Genomic DNA, 22,288 nt, shown 5'->3' with positions numbered 1-22,288 from the left:
TCATTCATATATAACTTTTACAAAAGGTGTGGTTACCCCTTATGAGGTTTCCACTTCCTTTTGAATTTATTAGTGGAGGTAGCAACATTGTCTGTAAATCGAATTCTTGTTATTAACCCAGGTAGTACATCCACAAAAATTGGTGTTTTTGATAATGAAAGACCCGTTCTAGAAGAAACGATTCGTCATGACGTAGAACAGATTGGAAAATATAAGCGAATTATCGACCAATATGAGTTTCGAAAAGAAACGATTTTAGAAGTTCTACATTCTCATGGTATTAACATTTCAAAATTAAACGCTGTTTGTGGGCGTGGTGGATTACTTCGTCCAATCGAAGGCGGTACGTATATAGTAAACAATGCGATGTTAGAAGATTTAAAGAATGGCTTTAGTGGTCATCACGCTTCAAATCTTGGAGGCATTTTAGCATATGAAATTGCTTCTGGATTAAACATTCCTGCATTCATTGTGGATCCTGTCGTTGTAGATGAGATGGAGCCGGTTGCTCGTATAAGTGGTATTGCTGGTATGGAACGCAAAAGTATCTTCCATGCATTAAATCAAAAAGCAGTTGCTCGTAAAGTAGCTGAACAGTTAAATCATAAATACGAGGATTTAAATTTATTAGTTACACATATGGGTGGCGGTATTACAGTTGGTGCCCATAAAAAAGGAAGAGTAATCGATGTGAATAACGGTTTAAACGGAGAAGGACCATTTAGTCCAGAGCGTGCTGGTACAGTACCAGTAGGGCAACTAGTAGAAATGTGTTTCTCTGGTGAGTATTACCGGGATGAAATGATTAAAAAACTTGTCGGACAAGGTGGACTTGTAAGTTTAATCGGTACAAATGATGCGATAAAAGTAGAGCAAATGGTTGAAAAAGGTGATCCTGAAGCAACTCTTATTTATAAAGCAATGGCATATCAAGTTGCAAAAGAGATTGGCGGAGCTAGCGCTGTACTTCACGGGAAAATCGATGCAATCGTATTAACTGGTGGACTGGCATACAGTAAAATTCTTGTCGATGAAATAAAAGAGCGAGTGGACTGGATTGCAGATGTTATCGTACATCCAGGAGAAGATGAGTTAGAAGCGTTAGCAGAAGGAGCACTTCGTGTATTACGTGAAGAAGAAGCTCCAAAAGAATACGTTGTACGTGAAAAAGAAACGGTAGCTAGGGGTTGAGATAATGGCAAAAGAATATGATTTAGTCATCGTTGGCGGCGGTACTGGTGGATATGTTGCTGCAATTCGTGCATCACAACTAGGGTTAAAAACTGCACTAGTCGAAAAAGAAAATCTTGGTGGTACTTGTTTACACAAAGGATGTATTCCTAGTAAAGCTCTTTTACGTAGTGCGGAAGTATATGCAACTGCTAAAAAAAGCGAAGAGTTCGGAGTTATTGCAAGCAATGTAGAACTAAACTTTGCGAAAGTACAAGAGCGTAAAGAGAAGATTGTAACGCAGCTTCATAAAGGCGTTCAACATTTAATGAAACAAGGTAAAATTGATGTGTTTGAAGGTATTGGCCGTATTCTTGGCCCGTCTATTTTCTCTCCGATGCCAGGGACAATTTCAGTTGAACTTGCAAGTGGAGAAGAGAATGAAATGTTGATTCCAAAAAATGTACTTGTTGCAACAGGTTCTCGTCCAAATTCATTGCCAGGTTTAGAATTAGACGGAGAGTACGTAATGTCTTCAGATCATGCTCTAAAAATGGAAACGCTTCCTAGTTCGATTATTATTGTTGGTGGCGGTGTAATCGGTATTGAGTGGGCATCTATGCTTGCTGACTTCGGTGTAGAAGTTACAGTATTAGAGTATGCGAAAACGATATTACCACTAGAAGATCAGGACGTTTCAAAAGAAATGCAACGTCTATTTAAGAAAAAAGGTATTAAAGTGGTAACTGGTGCAAAAGTATTACCAGAAACATTGGTAAAAGATAATGGAGTAACAATCCAAGCTGAACATAACGGTGAGAATAAAGAATTTAAAGCTGAAAAAATGCTTGTATCTGTAGGAAGACAAGCGAATACGCAAAATATTGGCTTAGAGAACACAGATATCGTTGTGGAAAAAGGATACATTCAAACAAATGAGTTTTATCAAACGAAAGAATCGCATATTTACGCAATTGGAGATGTAATCGGTGGTTTGCAACTGGCTCACGTTGCTTCTCATGAAGGGATTGCTGCAGTAGAACATATTGCAGGGAAAGAAGTTACACCAATTGATTACTCTATGGTATCAAAATGCGTATATAGCAGTCCAGAAGTTGCTTCTGTCGGTTTAACAGAACAAGAAGCGAAAGAAAAAGGCTATAAGTTAAAAGTAGGTAAGTTCTCATTCCGTGCAATCGGAAAAGCACTTGTATACGGAGAATCAGATGGTTTCGTAAAACTTGTAGTTGATGAAGAGACAAATGACATTCTTGGTGTTCATATGATTGGACCGCATGTAACAGATATGATTTCTGAAGCTGGTCTTGCAAGAGTACTTGATGCAACACCTTGGGAAGTAGCACATACAATTCATCCGCATCCATCATTATCTGAGGCGATTGGTGAAGCAGCACTTGCTGTAGATGGAAGAGCGTTACACGCATAAAAATGTGGATTTAGGAGGTTATGAAAAATGGCAGAAGTAAAAGAAAAGCGCCATGAAGAGCTTGGCTTAAGTGATGAGCAAGTATTAGAAATGTTCCGTACGATGTTACTTGCACGTAAAATCGACGAACGTATGTGGTTATTAAACCGTGCAGGTAAAATTCCATTCGTAATTTCTTGTCAAGGACAAGAGGCTGCGCAAGTTGGAGCGGCGTTCGCTCTTGATAGAGAGAAAGATTATGCATTACCATACTACCGTGATATGGGTGTTGTACTAGCATTTGGTATGACAGCTAAAGAACTTATGTTGTCTGCTTTCGCGAAAGCTGGAGATCCAAACTCTGGTGGTCGTCAAATGCCTGGTCACTTCGGTCAAAAGAAAAATCGTATTGTTACAGGTTCATCTCCAGTAACAACACAAGTACCACATGCAGTTGGTATTGCACTAGCTGGAAAAATGGAGAAGAAAGATTTAGTAACGTTCGTTACATTTGGAGAAGGTTCTTCAAACCAAGGTGACTTCCATGAAGGGGCAAACTTTGCTGGTGTACACAAACTGCCTGTTATTTTTATGTGTGAAAATAACAAATATGCAATCTCTATTCCAGTTGAAAAACAATTAGCATGTAAAAACGTATCAGATCGTGCAATTGGTTACGGTATGCCTGGATATACAATAGACGGAAATGATCCGCTTGCAGTATATAAAGCTGTAAAAGAAGCAGCAGATCGCGGCCGTCGTGGTGAAGGCCCGACTTTAATTGAAACAGTATCGTATCGTTTAACAGCACATTCTAGTGACGATGATGATCGTGTTTATCGTGATAAAGAAGAAGTAGAAGAAGCAAAGAAAAAAGATTCAATTATAACATTTGCAGCTTATTTAAAAGAAGCTGGTGTGTTAACTGAGGAATTTGAAAAACAAATGTTAGACGAAATTATGCATATCGTAAATGAAGCAACAGAATATGCAGAAAATGCTCCGTATGCAGCACCTGAAGATGCATTGAAGCACGTATACGCAGAATAGGGGGGAACGTTTCATGGCTGTAATGTCTTATATTGATGCTATTACATTAGCAATGCGCGAAGAAATGGAACGCGATGAAAAAGTATTCGTTTTAGGAGAAGATGTTGGTAAAAAAGGTGGCGTATTTAAAGCGACACACGGTTTGTATGATCAATTTGGTGAAGATCGTGCGCTTGATGCACCGCTTGCAGAATCTGCAATTGCTGGGGTAGCAATTGGTGCAGCAATGTATGGTATGCGTCCAATCGCTGAAATGCAGTTTGCTGATTTCATCATGCCAGCAGTAAACCAAATTGTTTCTGAGGCAGCAAAAATTCGTTATCGTTCTAATAATGATTGGACTTGTCCAGTTACAATCCGTGCACCATTTGGTGGGGGTGTTCACGGTGCATTGTATCATTCACAATCTGTAGAAGCGATGTTTGCAAACCAACCAGGTTTAAAAATCGTTATCCCTTCTACACCATATGATGCAAAAGGCTTATTAAAAGCAGCCATTCGTGATGAAGATCCAGTATTATTCTTCGAACATAAACGTGCATATCGTTTAATTAAAGGTGAAGTGCCGGAGGATGACTACGTATTACCAATCGGAAAAGCAGATGTAAAACGTGAAGGTGATGATATTACAGTTATCACGTACGGATTATGTGTTCATTTTGCTCTTCAAGCAGCTGAAAAGTTAGCACAAGATGGCATCTCTGCACACATTCTTGATTTACGTACTGTATATCCATTAGATAAAGAAGCAATCATTGAAGCAGCTTCTAAAACAGGTAAAGTTCTTCTTGTAACAGAAGACAATAAAGAAGGAAGCATTATGAGTGAAGTGGCAGCAATTATTGCTGAAAACTGTCTATTTGATTTAGATGCGCCAATTGCACGTCTTGCAGGTCCAGACGTTCCAGCAATGCCATATGCACCAACAATGGAAAAATTCTTTATGGTAAATCCAGATAAAGTTGAAAAAGCAATGCGTGAACTTGCGGAATTTTAATCGGGGGGACTATACATGGCTGTAGAAAATATTACAATGCCTCAGCTCGGGGAGAGCGTTACAGAGGGCACAATTAGTAAATGGCTCGTTAATGTTGGCGATCACGTAAACAAGTATGATCCGCTTGCAGAAGTAATGACTGATAAAGTAAATGCTGAAGTACCATCTTCTTTCACGGGTATTGTGAAAGAGTTAATCGCTGGTGAAGGTGATACGTTAGCTGTAGGTGAAGTAGTTTGTGTGATTCAAGTAGAAGGCGCAGATGAAGTAGCAGCAACAGCTGTTGAGGAAAAAACAAAAGAAGAACCAAAGGCAGCAGCAATTACGCCTGAAAAAGCACCGAAAGTAAAACAACCAACTGATGGAAAACCACGTTTTTCACCAGCTGTGTTAAAACTTGCGGGTGAGCATAACGTTGATTTAGATCTAGTAGAAGGTACGGGAGCAAATGGCCGTATCACTCGTAAGGATATTTTAAAGCTAGTGGAATCTGGAAATATTCCGCAAGCAGGTGTGAAAAAAGAGGAAGCTGTAGCGGCAGTAGTAGAAGCTCGCCCAGAAGCACCAAAAGCAGCACCAGTAGCGCAAAAAGTAGAAGCTGCGAAACCAGTTTCTGTACCTACAATGCCTGGAGATATCGAAATTCCAGTAACAGGTGTGCGTAAAGCAATCGCAGCAAACATGTTACGTAGTAAACATGAAGCACCACATGCTTGGATGATGATTGAAGTAGATGTGACAAACCTTGTGTCATACCGTAACTCAATTAAAGGTGACTTTAAGAAGCGTGAAGGCTTTAACTTAACGTTCTTTGCTTTCTTCGTAAAAGCAGTAGCACAAGCGTTAAAAGAGTATCCTCAAATTAATTCAATGTGGGCTGGCGATAAAATTGTTCAGAAGAAAGATATTAACCTTTCTATCGCTGTTGCAACAGAGGAAGAACTATTTGTACCAGTAATTAAGCAAGCGGACGAGAAAACAATTAAAGGTATCGCTCGTGAAATTACAGAACTTGCAGGAAAAGTACGCACGAAATCGCTAAAAGCAGACGAAATGCAAGGTGGAACATTTACAATTAATAACACAGGATCATTCGGTTCTGTTCAATCTATGGGTATTATTAATTACCCACAAGCGGCTATTTTACAAGTTGAATCAATTGTAAAACGCCCAGTAATTATGGATAACGGTATGTTCGGTGCTCGTGACATGGTTAACTTATGTTTATCACTTGATCACCGCGTACTTGATGGTTTAATCTGTGGTAAGTTCTTAGGACGTGTTAAAGAAATTTTAGAAAACATGTCAGAAAACAATACATCTGTATATTAATAAAAAGCTCGCTTATGCGAGCTTTTTATTATCTTATTTCTTCATCTACATCCTACTATATGTATAAATACCTTTCCCAGTAATCTTACAATAAACGATTATGTATTAGGAATTTACGAAAATACATTGCTGATATATGGTATATGGATATAAAATAAGAAAAGAATAATTTTTTTGGCAAATCTTACTGATGAAACTGTAGTATAATATATTGTATTGTATGAAAAAGAGAGTTATTCTATATAAGTGTTTTATAGATAATGTGTAATCAGTCGTCAAAACATGAAGAATGTTGACTCCTGGTTTTTTATTTTGCTGTAACAATGTTTCAGGAGGATGTCATGAAAAGAAGTACCGAGTTTCTAAAAAGTTTAGATGTAAAATTAATTTTAATTTTGTGTGCACTATGTGTGACGAGTATAGCTGCTATATATAGCAGTCAGCAAACTGGCCAATATGGGGCTGAGAATTTTGCTTTGAAACAAGGGATTAACTACATAATTGGAATTGTAATGTTACTTCTTGTTGCAAGTGTTGATTCAGATCAGCTGCAAAAATTATCATGGCCATTGTATATTGCAACATTTCTGTCAATTATTCTACTAAAAATATTACCGGTTTCAACCTTTACACCGGAGATACTAGGAGCAAAAAGATGGTTTAGATTTCCACTAATTGGATCTATTCAGCCGTCAGAGTTTTTCAAAATTGCACTGGTTATGTTAGTAGCAAATTTAGCAGTAAAGCATAATGCACAGCATATGGTTCGAACATTTAAAACAGACTTAATATTAGTAGGAAAGATTATGCTAGTATCTATTCCTCCTACGGCAATTGTATATAGCCAACCGGATACAGGTATGGTGTTCTTATATGCTGCTGCTATTGCATGTATTTTATTTATGTCAGGTATTCAGAAGAAATTGATAGCAATATGCACAGTTATTCCGGTGACGATATTATCTGTGTTAATGTTTATTTACTTTAAGTATCAGGATTTTTTCTATAATAATTTAGTTACATTACTAAAACCTCACCAACAGTCACGTATTTTAGGTTGGTTAGACCCATTTGAACATACAGATCAAGGTTATCAAACACAGCAATCGATTCTAGCTGTAGGTAGTGGAGGTATGGAAGGTAAAGGATACGGTGGAGGAAGCGTCTATATCCCAGAGAAGCATACTGACTTTATTTTCGCTACAATTGCCGAAGAAGGTGGATTTATCGTAGCAGCGTTAGTTGTCTTCTTGTTCCTATTACTACTATATCGAACAATTATTATTGGTTATTCCGCTGATAATTTATTTGGTACATTATTATGCGCTGGATCGATCGGTATATTAACAGTTCAAATATTCCAAAACATCGGTATGATCGTTGGATTAATGCCTGTAAAAGGTATTGCATTACCTTTCTTATCGTATGGGGGAAGTTCCTTATTCTCGAATATGATTATGATGGGGCTCATACTATCGGTACGGAAAACTTATAAAAAATATATGTTTTCAGTTAAGTAAAAAAAGCTGGTTCGTTTTTAAACGAACCAGCTTTTTTACATATATGCTCATAAACGTTGCAAACTAAAACAGGATAGCAGTTTGAGACGGGTAAGGAGTGCAAAGTGATGCATATGCATATTTTTGAAGGAGCACGGCATCTTTCTAATAGTGAATGGGTTATTCGGGCTATTATAGCATACATATTTTTAATATTAGTTGCGAAAGCGATGGGGCAAAGGTCTATCGCACAACTTCGTTTTTTAGATGTTGTATTAGTGTTATTGCTTGGTGGGAATATTTCTAACGCATTGTCTGATGAAAAAGTAGGGTTACTGGGCTCGATGATTACAACGTTCATACTTGTTGTACTTCATATTATAAGCTCAGTTTTAATGCTGAAATGGGATAGATGGAGACGCTTTTTAGAGCCAGCACCTATCATTCTTATACATAATGGTTCCATTGATTTTAGCAATTTGAAAAAGGCGAGAATTACCGTGGAATATTTGTTTTCGGAACTTCGTATGCGAAATGTGAGCGATATTCAAACGATTAAATTAGCATTATGGGAAGCGAACGGTGTCGTTTCTATATTTCGGTATCCAGAATATGAAGCAGTTTCGCGGCTTGATCTTAAAGTGGCGGGAAAAAAATCTCCAGTTTCTTTTGTATTAGTAAAGGATGGGAGGATACAGAAAGATGTTCTTGCATTATTAGGAAAAACAGAAGCGTGGGCGAGAGAATTTCTAGAGAAGAGTACAGAAGTCGAATCTATTATGTTAGCTACAGTAGATGAATCACATAAAATAAATATTTTGTTAAAAAAATGAAAAATATACGCATTTTGTCGTTTCGAACATATGATACAATAGTGTGGACAACGAAAAAGGAGGCGATACGGTGGGATATGTAGAAGAATTACGAAAAATAGTTGGTCATCGCCCTTTAATTTTAGTTGGTGCTGTTGTACTCGTTATAAATGAAAATGGATATGTTTTATTGCAGCAGCGGACAGAGCCGTACGGAAAATGGGGGCTACCTGGCGGGCTAATGGAGCTTAGTGAATCACCAGAAGAAACAGCTTATCGTGAAGTATATGAAGAGACAGGAATAAAAGTGAAGAACTTGCGACTAATCAATGTATTTTCTGGAGCGAACTACTTTACAAAATTAGCAAACGGTGATGAATTTCAATCTGTAACAACCGCCTATTATACGGATGAATACGAAGGGGATTTTGTTATGAATAAAGAAGAAGCAGTTCAGCTTAAATTCTTTTCAGTAACAGAACTACCTGACTATATTGTAGGATCGCATAAAAAAATGATTGCTGAATATATGAAGATTATGGAAAAAAAGATATAATAATAGTGAAAGAAATACAAAAACACAGTTCTGGTTGGTAGTCCAGACGCATGATTTCATGTCAGTAACCTTCCCCTCCGGGATGTCCCGTATTTCTAATCTTTTAAAGGAGGGGCTGTCAATGGATTTGACAGTATATCACGATGGTCAGTTTTTTGTTGGAATTATTACATGCAAAGAACAAGGGAAATTGTATGGAGCGAGGTATATTTTTGGGGCGGAACCGTCAGATGAAGAAGTGCTTATGTTTGTGAATGGTTCACTTTTAGAACATTTTCAGCACTTTGCAAAATGTGGTGTAGAAGTTAAAGAAAAACAGCGACCTAAAAACATAAAGCGTATCATACGACAAGCAGCAAAAGAAACAAATATTAAACGTTTTACTAAGGCGCAAGAGGCGATTAGTTTATCTTATGAATTGCATAAACAAGAAAAGAAAGTGCAGTCTAAAGAGAAGCGAGAAGCTGAAAAAGAAAGAAGACGTTTAATTAAAGTACAAAAAGCAAAGCAAAAACATCGTGGTCATTAAAGAAAAGGTGTTAGAGCAAGAGCTCTAACACCTTTTCTATACTTAAATACAAGTAAACTTACTTGTATTTCATAAACATTAACTGGTAAGATACAAATAGGTAGTTTTAGAGGAGGGAAAAGAGTGATTAATTTTAACTTTTTTATGAATGATGTTGTCCGCCAAGCGCGTGAAGAGATTGTCTCTGCTGGATATACAGAATTGACGACGCCAGAAGCGGTAGAAGAAGCGTTTAAAAGAAATGGAACAACACTTGTAATGGTAAACTCTGTATGTGGTTGTGCAGGTGGTATTGCTCGTCCTGCTGCTGCGCATTCCGTACATTATGATAAACGTCCTAACCACCTTGTAACGGTGTTTGCAGGTCAAGATAAAGAAGCGACAGCAAGAGCGCGTGAATATTTCGAAGGGTACCCACCTTCTTCTCCATCATTTGCTTTGTTAAAAGATGGAAAAATTGTAACGATGGTAGAGCGTCATGAAATTGAAGGGCATGAACCGATGCAAGTTATTGCGAAACTACAATCGTATTTCGAAGAAAATTGTGAAGAACTATAAAAAATAAGAGAAAAGGCGGCACATCCACAATCAAGTGGATGTGCCGCCTTTTTTATTTATTATTAAAATTTATGAGATATGCATAGTTATGTTATTTTATGCATTATTTTATACATGAAAAACAGCGATTATATTGTTATTTCATTTATTTTTATTTTATATATTGCATAAAAATGAAAGTGCTGATACAATACAAACATCGAATAAATATTCTATTAAACTTTTAAATATACATTATTAGGGGGAAGAAAGATGAAGAAGTTATTATCAATATCGTTTGCACTTATTTTAATTGTAAGTATATTCAGCGCTTGTAGTAATGGGGAAGAAAAGGCTACTGGAAAAAGTGAAAAAGTACTGGTTATGGGGACTTCAGCAGATTATAAACCATATGAATACGTGGAAGCTTCAAAAAGTGATGAAATTATTGGTTTTGATGTCGATGTTGCTAAATATATCGGAAAAGAACTTGGGTATGAAGTGAAAGTGAAAGATATGGATTTTGGTGGTTTATTAGCATCTCTTAGTTCAGGAAAAGTTGATTTCGTAATGGCAGGCATGACGCCAACTGCAGAGCGTAAAAATAATGTTGATTTTACAGATATTTATTTTGTTGCGAAAAATATGGTCGTTTCTAAAAAGGATTCTAATATTAAATCTGTAGAGGACTTAAAAGGGAAAAAAGTAGGGGTACAAACAGGATCTATTCAAGAAGAGAAAGCAGCAGAATTTAAAAAACAAGTAGATTTCCAAGTTGAGGGACGTGACCGTATACCAGAAATCGTACAAGAAATTAAAGCTGGTCGTTTTGATGCTGCAATTATAGAAGACACAGTTGCTAAAAATTATTTAGAGAAAATGAAAGATTTACAAGGAATTGAAATTAAAGAGGCGCCAGAAGAAGTTGGAGCAGCAATTGCCCTTCCGAAAAACAGTGATAAAACAGCTGAATTTAATAAAGTAATTAAAAAAATGCAAGAAAATGGAGAAATGGATAAATTAGTGAAGAAATGGTTTGGCAGCGAAAAATAAGCTGCCTTTCACTTTTCTGTGAGGGGAATGAAAAGAATGAACTTAGATTTTTCGGCGATTATGCCTTCAATACCATATATACTAAAAGGTTTAGAAGTTACTTTGAAAATTGTAGCAGTATCAGCTTTAGCAGGATTTATTTTAGGAACATTATTAGCACTTTGTAAAATTGCTAGAATACGAGCGTTAAATATAGCAGCAGATTTTTATACATCAATTTTTCGTGGTACACCACTTGTATTGCAATTAATGATTATTTATTTCGGCGTCCCGCAAATAATTGGTTATGAAATACCAGCATTCTTAGCAGCTGTACTTGCATTTAGCTTGAATTCAGGTGCATACATGTCAGAAGTGATTCGTGCCGGTATTCAAGCGGTTGATAAAGGACAAACAGAAGCAGCGATGGCTTTAGGGATACCGTACGGAAAAATGATGAGAAATATTATTTTCCCTCAAGCATTAAAAAATATATTACCAGCGCTTGTGAACGAATTTGCGACACTTACGAAAGAATCAGCTGTAGTAACAGTAATAGGCGCGACTGATTTAATGCGCCGTGCTTACATCGTAGGCGGTGAGACATTTAAATATCTTGAACCATTACTTTTTGTTGGACTGATTTATTATATGTTAGTCATTATTCTTACATTAGTCGGGAAGGCAATTGAAGGGAGAATGAAGAAAAGTGATTAAAATTGAAAACCTTCATAAATCATTTGGTAATAACGAAGTATTAAAAGGAATTACAATAACGATTGAAAAAGGGGAAGTAGTTGCAATTATAGGGCCTTCTGGATCAGGAAAATCAACATTTTTACGTTGTATGAATATGTTAGAAGCACCAACGAATGGTCACATTTGGATTGGAACGGAAGAAGTAACGAATCCGAAAACGAATGTTATGCATGTTCGTGAAAATGTCGGTATGGTATTTCAGCATTTTCACTTATTTCCTCATATGACTGTATTAGAAAATATTACGTATGCTCCTATCAATGTAAAAGGGGTAACGAAGCAAGAAGCTGAAAAGAAAGCTGAGAAACTTTTAGAAAAGGTTGGATTAGTAGATAAAAAAGATACGTATCCGAATCGTCTGTCGGGAGGACAAAAGCAACGTGTAGCAATTGCAAGAGCGTTAGCGATGGAACCAGAAGTTATGTTATTTGATGAACCGACATCGGCGCTAGACCCAGAGATGGTGAAAGAAGTGTTAGAAGTTATGAAATCGTTAGTTACGACAGGAATGACGATGGCTATCGTTACACATGAAATGGGCTTTGCAAAAGAAGTGGCAGATCGTGTTCTTTTCTTGGACGGAGGAAAGCTTGTAGAAGATAGTGCGCCAGAAGAATTTTTTGCAGAGCCGAAAAGTGAACGTGCGCAACAATTTTTACAAAAAATATTGTAATATGAAAAGGTTATGTGAATAATAAGTAGAAAAGGATGACATTGTGTCATCCTTTTTTTATACTAGCTGTAAATACGTTTATACATATAGGAGTAATGATATGTTTAAAATTGGATATCGTACAGTAAAAACAGCAATAGGGACAGGCGCGGCAGTTTTTATTGCTCAGTTATTAGGATTAGAATTTTATAGTTCAGCGGGTATTTTAGTTATATTGTGTGTACAAAATACGAAACGTAAATCACTGCAAGTATCACTACATCGTTTTTTAGCTTGTGTATTATCAATGGTGTTCGCGTTTTGCATTTTTGAAACAATTGGATATACACCACTAGCAATTAGTGTATTATTACTTACATTTATTCCGACTGCAGTTATGCTCAAAATTCAAGAGGGTATTGTCACGAGCTCAGTTATTGTTATGCACCTGTATTCATTGAAACAAATTACATGGCTTATTGTTGGGAATGAAATTGCTATATTAACGATAGGGATTAGCGTGGCTCTATTAGTGAATATGTATATGCCGAGTAGTGAAAATAAGCTAAAAGAGTATCAAGATAAAATAGAAAGTAATTTTAAAACGATTTTGTTTGAAATGGTTGTATATTTACGAAATCGAGAAAGTAGTTGGAGCGGAGCAGAACTTATTGAAACTGAAAATATGCTAAATGAAGCTAGAGATTTATCGTTTAAGAAACTTGAGAATGCATTTATGCGAGAAGATGACTATTACTATCGTTATTTTAATATGCGTATGCAACAATTCGAAATTTTAGAGCGAATGATACCACTAGCAGCTTCTTTATCGTGGACATATGAACAAGCTGACATGATTGCAGATGTTGTTGAAAACATTAGTAATGCTATTAGCCCTGAGAGTACTGGCGTTATTTCCTTAAGGCAGCTTCAAGAAATGAGGGAATTATTTAGAGACATGCCATTGCCAGCTACACGCGAGGAATTTGAGATACGTGCGAAACTTGTTCAACTTGTGTATGAAATGGAACAATATTTACTCATTAAAAGCCGCTTTAAGGGAAAGGATAATATAAAAGAACTTATATAGAAGGTAGGAATTATCTATGCCGTATCTTCTCACTATCATATTATGTCTTTCTTTATCGCCGATTTGGCCTCTTGGGGATAATCCGCGTGCCGGAGATCCTTTTATTATTGTAAATAAAGCAACGAATAAATTAGCTTACATTGACGATGGAAAGATTCAAAAAGTTTTTCCAGTAGCGACAGGGAAAACGAATGAATTAACTCCAGAAGGAACTTTTGATGTTGTAATGAAAGCGAAGGATCCGTATTACATTGCGAAGAATATTCCAGGTGGATCGCCAAAAAATCCACTTGGGTCAAGGTGGATTGGATTTAATGCAAGAGGAACTGATGGAAGTAAATATGGAATACATGGAACAAATCAACCGAGTTCAATTGGAAAGTATATTTCACAAGGGTGTATAAGAATGAAGAAAAACGATGTGGAATATTTATTTGATCGCATTCCAATTGGAACGAAAGTATGGATTGTGAAATCGAAAAAATCATTTCAGCAATTGGCAAAAGAAAAAGGAGCCGTTGCATATGAAAAAGCCAACGAAAAGGTTGGCTTTTTCTATTATAATAAGTTGTCTTGACATGTGTACATAACCGTGCGTTAATGAGAGTATAGAAAGATAAAATTAGATAAAGGGGTTGCTCATATGTACTTGAATCCAAAACTTTCGTATATGCAGTTTTTTATGGGATTTCTATTTATTATTACATTCATATTGGCAACTTTTAATATATGTTCTTATCTTGTAGCGATTGTATGTATGGCATTACTTAATCTAACTTTTGTTATTGGGGCATTTCAGCAGAAACAATATACAAGTTTTGTAATAGCACTTGTAATGTCATTTTCCTTTAGTATTGTAGCGATTGTGTTTTATATAAAATAAACCATCTCGATGTCGAGATGGTTTATTTTGTCATGTGTAAAAAGTAAAAAAAGGACGAACACATCGCCCTTTTTACCAAAACATACTCGCGCCAGCAAGTAATGTTGTTACAAGCATAGAAATTAGCATCACATAAACCATAATTTTTTGAGCTTTTTTATGCATCGTTATACCTCCTTGCAAATCAGTACAATTTCATTGTAACGAGAAATGAAATTATGGACAAGGGGAGAGTGAGGACAAAATTCGGGAGGGGATTGCAAAATATAACAGGAAATTTGAGTGTGTATAGAGAATATAGTTAAAGGGTATATTGTTAATTTTTAGTTGGGCAAGCTGAAGAATGGAGATACGATGATGAAAATATACGAAACAGATCGTTTATACTTAAGGGAAATTGATGAGTCGTATGCTGAAACAGTTCTTCAATATTACGACAGAAATCGTGAATTTTTAAAAGCTTGGGAAGAGTATAGACCGGATGATTTTTTTACGCTAGATTATCAAAAGAAAAAGTTGCAAAAGGATAGAAAAGAGTTCGAAGAAGGGAAAATCATCAGACTATGGATTTTTAAAAAGGGTGATGATACGAAAATAATTGGGTGTATTTCATTTAATTTAATCGTTCGTGGCATTTATCAATCTTGTGTACTCGGTTATAAATTAGATAAAGCAGAGTTAAACAAAGGGTATACGACAGAAGCACTTAGAAAAGCAATTCAAGTTGCTTTTGAGGAATTTCAGTTACATCGTATAGAAGCTCCGATTATGCCTCGTAATTTAGCATCTATACAAGTGGTGACGAAGATAGGTTTTCAATATGAAGGCGTGTCTAGGAAGATGTTAATGGTAAATGGCGTGTGGGAGGATCATATGCGCTGGGTATTGTTAAATGAGTAATAGAAAGCAGATGGTTATCTAGACATGTAAACCATCTGTTTTTTGTCTTGTATTTCGAAAGTTTTGCGAAATTCTGTTATAATTAGTAGTGTTACATACATAATGGTAGTGCAGGAGGCGCAGTCTTATGATTAATCAAGAACGTTTAGTAAATGAATTTATGGAATTAGTACAAGTAGATTCTGAAACAAAATTTGAAGCAGAAATCTGCAAAGTATTAACGAAGAAATTTACAGATTTAGGTGTAGAAATATTTGAAGATGACACAATGGCTGTAACTGGTCATGGTGCAGGCAACTTAATTTGTACTTTACCAGCAACAAAAGATGGTGTTGATACAATTTACTTTACTTCTCATATGGATACAGTAGTTCCTGGTAATGGAATTAAGCCTTCTATTAAAGATGGATATATCGTATCAGATGGTACAACAATTTTAGGTGCGGATGATAAAGCTGGATTAGCCTCAATGTTCGAAGCAATCCGTGTTTTAAAAGAGAAAAATATCCCTCATGGTAAAATTGAATTTATTATTACAGTCGGAGAAGAATCAGGTCTTGTTGGTGCAAAAGCATTAGACCGTGAGCGTATTACAGCGAAATATGGCTACGCATTAGATAGTGATGGAAAAGTTGGTGAAATCGTTGTTGCAGCTCCAACACAAGCGAAAGTGAACGCAATTATTCGCGGGAAAACAGCTCACGCTGGTGTAGCGCCGGAGAAAGGTGTATCTGCAATTACTATCGCAGCGAAAGCAATTGCGAAGATGCCACTTGGTCGCATTGACTCTGAAACGACTGCAAATATTGGACGTTTTGAAGGTGGTACACAAACGAATATCGTTTGCGATCATGTACAAATCTTTGCAGAAGCTCGTTCTTTAATCAATGAGAAAATGGAAGCACAAGTTGCGAAAATGAAAGAAGCATTTGAAACAACTGCAAAAGAAATGGGCGGTCATGCAGACGTTGAAGTAAACGTTATGTACCCAGGATTTAAGTTTGCTGATGGCGATCACGTTGTAGAAGTTGCAAAACGTGCAGCTGAAAAAATTGGTCGTACACCTTCTCTTCACCAAAGTGGTGGCGGAAGTGATGCAAACGTAATTGCAGGACATGGTATTCCAACAGTTAACTTAGCAGTTGGTTATGAAGAAATTCATACAACAAACGAGAAGATTCCTGTTGAAGAATTAGCAAAAACAGCAGAATTAGTTGTTGCAATTATTGAAGAAGTAGCGAAGTAATGGAAAATAAAAAGCGTGTAAATCAATTGTGATTTACACGCTTTTTATTTTGATTTGATTGCTTTGACAAGACGTATAAGCCAATATAAGAAAAACTATGGAAGTTGCTACATGTACTAGACGAGGGAATAATCCTAACGTATTCATATTGAAAATCGGAAGTAGTAAATCATTAATTGCAATGATTAATATAACTACAAGGAATGTATAGTTGAGTTTGTCCCGCTATTTGCCGGGCAGTAAGCCCCCCACCTCAAAATTCAGCGAAAGTAAAGAAGTTAGGTGGGGATCGGGTTGCTTGTAAAAGTCCAATTGGTGAGGGCTAATAATCAGTGGGGGATGAACAAAACCCCCACTGATTAAAGTTTCACTTTATTAGTTGATTTCATCATAATCAGCCCCTTTCACATATATATCCTCTTTATATCGATTATAAAAAAGAACAAGTAATTATTATAACTATTGTGCAAAATTTGATATAATGAAAGAACGAACGTTCTGATTAGGGAGTGAGTACTATGCGAGAAATGTATCCGAAAAATGGTCGTGTTATTTTACATGTAGATATGAATTGCTTTTTCGCATCTGTTGAAATTGCTCATGATCCATCATTACAAGGAAAGCCATTAGCGGTTGCTGGAAATGAAAAAGAGAGAAAAGGAATTATAATAACATGTAGTTATGAGGCGAGAGAATACGGAATACGTACGACGATGCCCCTTTGGGAAGCGAAAAGATTATGCCCGCAATTAGTTGTAAGGCGTCCTAATTTCACATTATATCGCGAAGCTTCATTTCAAATGTTTCAAGTCCTTTCCCGTTTTACAGAAAAGATACAACCAGTCTCAATAGATGAAGGATATTTAGATATTACAGATTGCTATGCACTTGGTTCGCCCCTTGAAATAGCAAAGATGATACAACAAGCACTATTAACAGAGTTACAGCTTCCGTGTAGTATCGGAATCGCTCCAAATCTTTTCCTAGCAAAAACAGCTTCTGATATGAAAAAACCTCTCGGTATTACCGTGCTTCGAAAACGTGATATTCCAGAAATGATTTGGCCACTTCCAGTTGAAGCAATGCATGGGATTGGAGAAAAAACAGCTGAAAAATTAAATGAAATTCATATACATACAATTGAACAGTTAGCGAAGGGAGACGAGCATATCATTCGCGCTAAAATTGGCAAGCACGGTATTGATTTACAAAAGCGTGCAAAAGGTACGGATGATAGGGAAGTGGATCCGAGTCAAATGGGCCAACATAAAAGTGTCGGTAACTCGATGACTTTTTCAAAGGATATGGATGAAGAGAAAGAATTACTTGATATGTTAGAACGGTTATCAAAATCAGTGAGTAAAAGATTACAAAAGCGAACCCTTGTCAGCTATAATATTCAAATTATGATTAAATACCATGATAGGCGAACAGTAACACGGAGTAAGCAATTGAAAAATGCGATTTGGGAAGAACGCGATATTTTTCAAGCAGCATCCCGTTTATGGAAGCAACATTGGGATGGTGATTCCGTTCGTTTACTAGGTGTTACAGCTACTGAAATAGAGTGGAAGACAGAATCGGTGAAACAATTAGATTTGTTTTCATTTGAAGAGGATGCGAAAAAAGAACCACTACTTGCTGTCATTGATCAAATTAATGATAAGTATGGAACACCGATTTTACAACGAGGTAGTCAACTACTACGTAAGCAAGAGAAGTCGTTTCAACAAAAGTTAGAAAATAAGTTTATGTAGAAGGTGTCATGAAGTAGTAAAATCATGACACCTTTCCTATTTAACTCGCTTCTAAATCTAAAGAAGTCTTCCATCCAGCTCCAGTAACGCCAGATTCTAATAGCATTCTACTTACTATTTTTTCAATTAAGATAGCCGCATTTGTCTTGCAATGTAATGTAGCCTGTATACACACCTTTCGATTAGAATCTACGTCTTCACTATACAACTCTTTTAAACCGAGCCCTTCTGTACTTACCATATGCATAAGTAAAAAACGAATATGTGCTTCATTTTCTTCTGAACAAGTAAGGGAAAGTAAGTAGTTCGTTTGTTCTGGTGATTCTTCTTTTGATTTTTTATTCATAAAAAGAGCAATTGGGCGAAGGAGTATATTTGCTAGTAACACGCCGGCTGCACCTAATATAGCTGCAACGAGGAAACCGGCGCCTGTAAGAGTACCGACAGCAGCTGCACACCATAAAGTAGCTGCCGTATTTAGCCCTCTAATACTAAAACCATCGCGGATAATAACGCCACCCCCTAAAAAGCCAATGCCACTAACGACTTGAGCGGCAATGCGGGAGGGGCTAGCATCATGATTAAGCATGACGGATAATAAAACAAATATACAGGCACCAAGTGATACGAGAGCATTTGTCCGTAACCCAGCCATTCGATGTCTCCATTGTCTTTCCATTCCGATGCAAGCTCCTACAATAATTGCTATAACTAATCTGAATATAATGTCGTACCATACCATCATGGTCACCTCCATATATAAATATGTGTTATGTCTTTTAGAATGAGCGGGGAATACCCACTCATTCTTATTTTTACAACCAGCTATGAAACTTTTTAATATAAAGCTTTTTCAGGAACTGTGTTAAAAAAGCGTAGCCTAATAGTATTCCTACTAACCAAGGGAAGTAGCTAAGTGGCAATGATTGTAAACCAACGGCTGCACCAAGTGGTGAGAATGGAATATAAATCCCGATTGCCATAATAAGAGCGGTTAATAAAACGACTGGTGTTGATGCAGCGCTTTGAATAAATGGAATCTTCTGTGTTCGTATCATGTGAACAATTAAAGTTTGTGTTAACAATCCAACCACAAACCAACCGGACTGGAATAATGATTGCTCGCTCGGTGTATTTGCACCAAATACATTCCACATGACTACGTATGTGATAATATCAAATATGGAACTGATTGGGCCGATACAAATAATGAAGTTTCGTAAGTTTGCAGTATCCCATTTTCGGGGTTTTTCTAGAAACTCTTTATCCATTTTGTCCCATGGAATAGAAAGTTGTGAAATATCATAAAGTAAGTTTTGAATTAAAAGATGAATGGCAAGCATCGGTAAAAAAGGAATGAAAGCACTTGCTACTAACACGCTAAACACATTACCGAAGTTAGAGCTAGCTGTCATCTTAATATATTTTAAAATATTTCCGAATGTAGTACGTCCTTCTAAAATCCCCGCTTCTAATATAGTTAAACTTTTTTCGAGTAGAATAATATCAGAAGCTTCTTTCGCAATATCAGTAGCAGTATCAACAGATATTCCGACATCAGCTTCACGTAATGCTACAGCATCGTTAATGCCATCTCCCATGTAACCTACAGTGTGTCCATTTCCTTGTAATGCGTGTATAATGCGAGATTTTTGCATTGGATTAAGCTTCGCAAATACAGTCGTTTCTTCAGCAAGTTTTGCTAATGCTTTATCTGGTAAAGAATCAATCTCGTAACCGAGGATTGGTTCGCCGATATCTAATCCAACTTCTTTACAAACCTTTCTTGTAACAATTTCGTTATCGCCAGTTAAAATTTTCACTTGTACACCATGTTTTTGTAATGCTTGAATTGCAGCTGCTGCAGATGGTTTCGGTGGATCTAAAAAGCCGATATATCCAGCGAGAATCATATCTGTTTCGTCTTTTACTGCGTACTCTTTATCATTTATTCTTCTATCTTTTTTATAAGCCACAGCAATAACCCGCATACCTTCACTATTTAATGTCTCACTTAGTTTTTTGACATTTGAACGTATTTCCTCGGTGAGTGGAACGACTTTTTCATCCACTTCAGTGTAATTACAAATTGATAAAATTTCTTCTACGGCACCTTTACAAACCATTGTATGTTCACCTGAAATATCTTTTACGATGACTGACATACGCCGGCGGGCGAAATCGAATGGAATTTCATCTAGCTTTTGAAAAGCTGATGGATTAAATTTATTATTTTCCTCTGTATGCTTAATAACAGCTTTATCTATTAAATTTTTCAATCCAGTTTGATAGAAACTATTTAAATAGGCAAATTGTAAGACGCGATTGCATTTATTTCCATTAGGATCTAAGTGACGAACAAGGACAACTTTATCTTCTGTTAAAGTTCCGGTTTTATCTGTACAAAGAATGTTCATAGCGCCTAAGTTTTGAATAGAATTTAGCTGTTTTACAATTACTTTTTGTTTAGACATGTTAACGGCACCTTTAGCTAGATTAGCAGTTACAATCATGGGTAACATTTCAGGTGTAAGGCCAACAGCAACGGCAATAGCGAAGAAGAAAGCTTCTTGCCAATCTCCTTTTGTGAATCCATTAATGAGAAGGACAATAGGCGCCATAATAAGCATGAATGTAATTAAGAGCCAGCTTACTTTGTTTACACCTTTATCAAAGCTTGTTTCTACACGCTTTCCAATTACCTTATTTGCTAAAGAGCCGAAATACGTATCGGTACTTATTGAGATGACAACAGCTTTTGCGCTACCACTTACAATATTTGTTCCCATGAAGCAAAGGTTTTCCATATCGAGTGGATTGTAATTTTTTTTCATGTTTTTCGGTAAGATATGCTTATTTTCTGTATGGTAGCAGCGTTCGTATTTTTCTACAGGAAGTGCTTCCCCTGTCAAAGAAGATTGATTAACAAATAAATCTTTAGCGGATACAACACGCACATCAGCTGGAACGATATCACCAGCTGAAAGGGAAATAATATCGCCAGGTACAAGTTCCTCAATTGGAATTTCTGTTGTGTAATTTCGGTTTAAATTCTTTACATTTTTTGTTTCATGTACAAATCCATTTATTCTAAATACGCTCGCAGTTGTTCGAACCATAGCTTTTAACTTATCGGCAGCTTTTTGAGAACGGAATTCTTGTGAAAACCGAATCGTTGCACTAAGTAGGACCATTACAGATACGACAATCGTTCCTTGCATATCATCCGTGAAAAAGGAGAGTGCTCCAAGAGCTAATAAAACGAAAATAAATGGGTTTTTAAATGCCAACAGAAATTGAATGTACCACGGCGCCATTTTATTATGAGCTATTTCGTTCGGACCATATAAAGAAAGTCTACGAGACGCTTCTTGTTTAGATAATCCATCTTGTGTTGTTTCTAAAAGTTTTAACGCAGAGCTTACATCTTGTGTTGCAACCTCCACTAATAATTCGTTATTTGTTTTCATGCTATCTTGCTCATAAGCATGCTTTGTTTCTTGTCTTTGTAAATTAAACATCGGTAGTTCCTCCTCTGTCATGAAGGAGGAAACAATCTGTTACCTAACTATTTGAAATGGTGAGGAACAGTTTCTTTCCTACCTACATGATGAAATATGAATGTAAAACGTATGGGTATCTGGGCCGAATCATCAATTGCCAACTGTTCCTCACCTCCGTACAATTTAGTAGTTTCTGAATATGCTATGTTTGTTTCATAGTAAGGTGCATATAGACGTAAAAAGACCTTTACTCAAAACGAGTAAAGGTCTGAATTCGCAGTTAAAAGAGTCCACAACAAAGACTGTTAGTAGACATAAATAAAAACAGTTTTTGTGTATGACAAAATACATGCACCTCTCCCTCGTTGAGTTTTAGCACTGTATAGCATAGGTACTGAAACCAGCTACGTTAAAAAAGGCCTTCATTCCGACCTTTCCTGTTGACCCATTGGCGTCTCTCGACATTTTTGGGCAGCAGCGTTTCTCTATACAGGAGCCTCACCTAACAGAGACCATATTCAATTACATGTTGAATGTTAGCACTGTAAAATCGTAGTG

Annotated in this window: 22 protein-coding genes and 1 riboswitch; of the genes, 19 read left to right on the top strand and 3 right to left on the bottom strand. The window is 36.6% G+C overall.

The window, feature by feature from the left end; translation table 11 throughout:
- The first annotated feature begins 87 nt into the window (after nucleotides 1-87).
- The 16 genes from buk to MHI26_RS21390 all read left to right on the top strand — a co-directional run bounded on the left by buk (nucleotide 88) and on the right by MHI26_RS21390 (nucleotide 14,324).
- Nucleotides 88-1,191 carry a butyrate kinase gene (gene buk, locus MHI26_RS21465; RefSeq protein ID WP_000115776.1) on the top strand — a complete coding sequence of 368 codons (1,104 nt, stop codon included), beginning with the start codon at nucleotides 88-90 and terminating at the stop codon, nucleotides 1,189-1,191.
- A gap of 4 nt (nucleotides 1,192-1,195) precedes the next feature.
- Nucleotides 1,196-2,617 carry a dihydrolipoyl dehydrogenase gene (gene lpdA / locus MHI26_RS21460; protein WP_001051295.1) on the top strand — a complete coding sequence of 474 codons (1,422 nt, stop codon included), beginning with the start codon at nucleotides 1,196-1,198 and terminating at the stop codon, nucleotides 2,615-2,617.
- 27 nt (nucleotides 2,618-2,644) lie between these two features.
- The gene (gene bfmBAA / locus MHI26_RS21455; RefSeq protein ID WP_000852549.1) at nucleotides 2,645-3,646 is read left to right on the top strand and encodes a 3-methyl-2-oxobutanoate dehydrogenase subunit alpha; all 1,002 of its coding nucleotides are present in this window, start codon (nucleotides 2,645-2,647) and stop codon (nucleotides 3,644-3,646) included.
- Between the two features lie 13 nt (nucleotides 3,647-3,659).
- Nucleotides 3,660-4,643, top strand: a complete 984-nt coding sequence (gene bfmBAB / locus MHI26_RS21450; protein ID WP_000290071.1) for a 3-methyl-2-oxobutanoate dehydrogenase subunit beta — start codon at nucleotides 3,660-3,662, stop codon at nucleotides 4,641-4,643.
- Nucleotides 4,644-4,658: 15 nt separating this feature from the next.
- The gene (locus MHI26_RS21445) at nucleotides 4,659-5,975 is read left to right on the top strand and encodes a dihydrolipoamide acetyltransferase family protein (RefSeq protein WP_000257648.1); all 1,317 of its coding nucleotides are present in this window, start codon (nucleotides 4,659-4,661) and stop codon (nucleotides 5,973-5,975) included.
- Between the two features lie 341 nt (nucleotides 5,976-6,316).
- Nucleotides 6,317-7,495, top strand: coding sequence for an FtsW/RodA/SpoVE family cell cycle protein (locus MHI26_RS21440; RefSeq protein WP_000831183.1), 1,179 nt, complete (start codon nucleotides 6,317-6,319; stop codon nucleotides 7,493-7,495).
- A gap of 107 nt (nucleotides 7,496-7,602) precedes the next feature.
- On the top strand, nucleotides 7,603-8,307 hold the full coding sequence (locus MHI26_RS21435; protein WP_000550960.1) for a DUF421 domain-containing protein: 705 nt from the start codon (nucleotides 7,603-7,605) through the stop codon (nucleotides 8,305-8,307).
- Between the two features lie 70 nt (nucleotides 8,308-8,377).
- Nucleotides 8,378-8,842, top strand: coding sequence for an NUDIX hydrolase (locus MHI26_RS21430; protein ID WP_000542551.1), 465 nt, complete (start codon nucleotides 8,378-8,380; stop codon nucleotides 8,840-8,842).
- 121 nt (nucleotides 8,843-8,963) lie between these two features.
- Nucleotides 8,964-9,371 carry a YjdF family protein gene (locus MHI26_RS21425; protein ID WP_000366602.1) on the top strand — a complete coding sequence of 136 codons (408 nt, stop codon included), beginning with the start codon at nucleotides 8,964-8,966 and terminating at the stop codon, nucleotides 9,369-9,371.
- 144 nt (nucleotides 9,372-9,515) lie between these two features.
- Entirely contained in the window at nucleotides 9,516-9,929 is a 414-nt protein-coding gene (locus MHI26_RS21420) for a BrxA/BrxB family bacilliredoxin (RefSeq protein WP_001979317.1), read from the top strand.
- Between the two features lie 252 nt (nucleotides 9,930-10,181).
- Nucleotides 10,182-10,961, top strand: a complete 780-nt coding sequence (locus MHI26_RS21415; RefSeq protein WP_000735461.1) for a transporter substrate-binding domain-containing protein — start codon at nucleotides 10,182-10,184, stop codon at nucleotides 10,959-10,961.
- A gap of 36 nt (nucleotides 10,962-10,997) precedes the next feature.
- Nucleotides 10,998-11,657 carry an amino acid ABC transporter permease gene (locus tag MHI26_RS21410; RefSeq protein ID WP_001046910.1) on the top strand — a complete coding sequence of 220 codons (660 nt, stop codon included), beginning with the start codon at nucleotides 10,998-11,000 and terminating at the stop codon, nucleotides 11,655-11,657.
- Nucleotides 11,650-12,372: an amino acid ABC transporter ATP-binding protein gene (locus MHI26_RS21405; protein ID WP_000590227.1), complete on the top strand. Its 723-nt coding sequence runs from the start codon at nucleotides 11,650-11,652 to the stop codon at nucleotides 12,370-12,372. The genes MHI26_RS21410 and MHI26_RS21405 overlap by 8 nt, the downstream gene beginning before the upstream one ends.
- Before the next feature lie 100 nt (nucleotides 12,373-12,472).
- A complete protein-coding gene (locus MHI26_RS21400; protein WP_000472683.1) occupies nucleotides 12,473-13,441 on the top strand; it encodes an aromatic acid exporter family protein in 969 nt (322 codons plus the stop codon).
- A gap of 16 nt (nucleotides 13,442-13,457) precedes the next feature.
- The gene (locus MHI26_RS21395; RefSeq protein WP_001146575.1) at nucleotides 13,458-14,018 is read left to right on the top strand and encodes a L,D-transpeptidase; all 561 of its coding nucleotides are present in this window, start codon (nucleotides 13,458-13,460) and stop codon (nucleotides 14,016-14,018) included.
- 66 nt (nucleotides 14,019-14,084) lie between these two features.
- Nucleotides 14,085-14,324 carry a DUF3894 domain-containing protein gene (locus MHI26_RS21390; protein WP_000281164.1) on the top strand — a complete coding sequence of 80 codons (240 nt, stop codon included), beginning with the start codon at nucleotides 14,085-14,087 and terminating at the stop codon, nucleotides 14,322-14,324.
- 72 nt (nucleotides 14,325-14,396) lie between these two features.
- On the opposite strand, the gene prli42 is transcribed toward MHI26_RS21390, so the two are convergent.
- The gene (gene prli42 / locus MHI26_RS21385; protein ID WP_000549037.1) at nucleotides 14,397-14,489 is read right to left on the bottom strand and encodes a stressosome-associated protein Prli42; all 93 of its coding nucleotides are present in this window, start codon (nucleotides 14,487-14,489) and stop codon (nucleotides 14,397-14,399) included.
- Between the two features lie 189 nt (nucleotides 14,490-14,678).
- Here prli42 and MHI26_RS21380 point away from each other — a divergent pair, with 189 nt between their 5' ends.
- From MHI26_RS21380 to MHI26_RS21370, 3 genes are all read left to right on the top strand, one after another.
- On the top strand, nucleotides 14,679-15,224 hold the full coding sequence (locus tag MHI26_RS21380) for a GNAT family N-acetyltransferase (protein WP_061666307.1): 546 nt from the start codon (nucleotides 14,679-14,681) through the stop codon (nucleotides 15,222-15,224).
- A 127-nt stretch (nucleotides 15,225-15,351) separates the two neighbouring features.
- Nucleotides 15,352-16,470, top strand: a complete 1,119-nt coding sequence (locus tag MHI26_RS21375) for a tripeptidase T (RefSeq protein ID WP_000609800.1) — start codon at nucleotides 15,352-15,354, stop codon at nucleotides 16,468-16,470.
- A gap of 518 nt (nucleotides 16,471-16,988) precedes the next feature.
- Nucleotides 16,989-18,227: a DNA polymerase IV gene (locus MHI26_RS21370; protein WP_001208856.1), complete on the top strand. Its 1,239-nt coding sequence runs from the start codon at nucleotides 16,989-16,991 to the stop codon at nucleotides 18,225-18,227.
- A 40-nt stretch (nucleotides 18,228-18,267) separates the two neighbouring features.
- Here MHI26_RS21370 and MHI26_RS21365 read toward each other — a convergent pair whose 3' ends face one another.
- Nucleotides 18,268-18,969: an MgtC/SapB family protein gene (locus MHI26_RS21365; protein ID WP_061666308.1), complete on the bottom strand. Its 702-nt coding sequence runs from the start codon at nucleotides 18,967-18,969 to the stop codon at nucleotides 18,268-18,270.
- Nucleotides 18,970-19,042: 73 nt separating this feature from the next.
- Nucleotides 19,043-21,748: a magnesium-translocating P-type ATPase gene (mgtA, locus tag MHI26_RS21360; protein WP_061666309.1), complete on the bottom strand. Its 2,706-nt coding sequence runs from the start codon at nucleotides 21,746-21,748 to the stop codon at nucleotides 19,043-19,045.
- Between the two features lie 331 nt (nucleotides 21,749-22,079).
- Nucleotides 22,080-22,247: riboswitch (M-box (ykoK) riboswitch) on the bottom strand.
- Between the last annotated feature and the right edge of the window lie 41 nt (nucleotides 22,248-22,288).

The organism is Bacillus sp. FSL K6-1218, from assembly GCF_038006445.1.
Lineage (GTDB): Bacteria > Bacillota > Bacilli > Bacillales > Bacillaceae_G > Bacillus_A > Bacillus_A thuringiensis_S.
The sequence above is the reverse complement of the archived record's forward strand: the minus strand, read 5'-3'. Positions and strand labels throughout refer to the sequence as shown.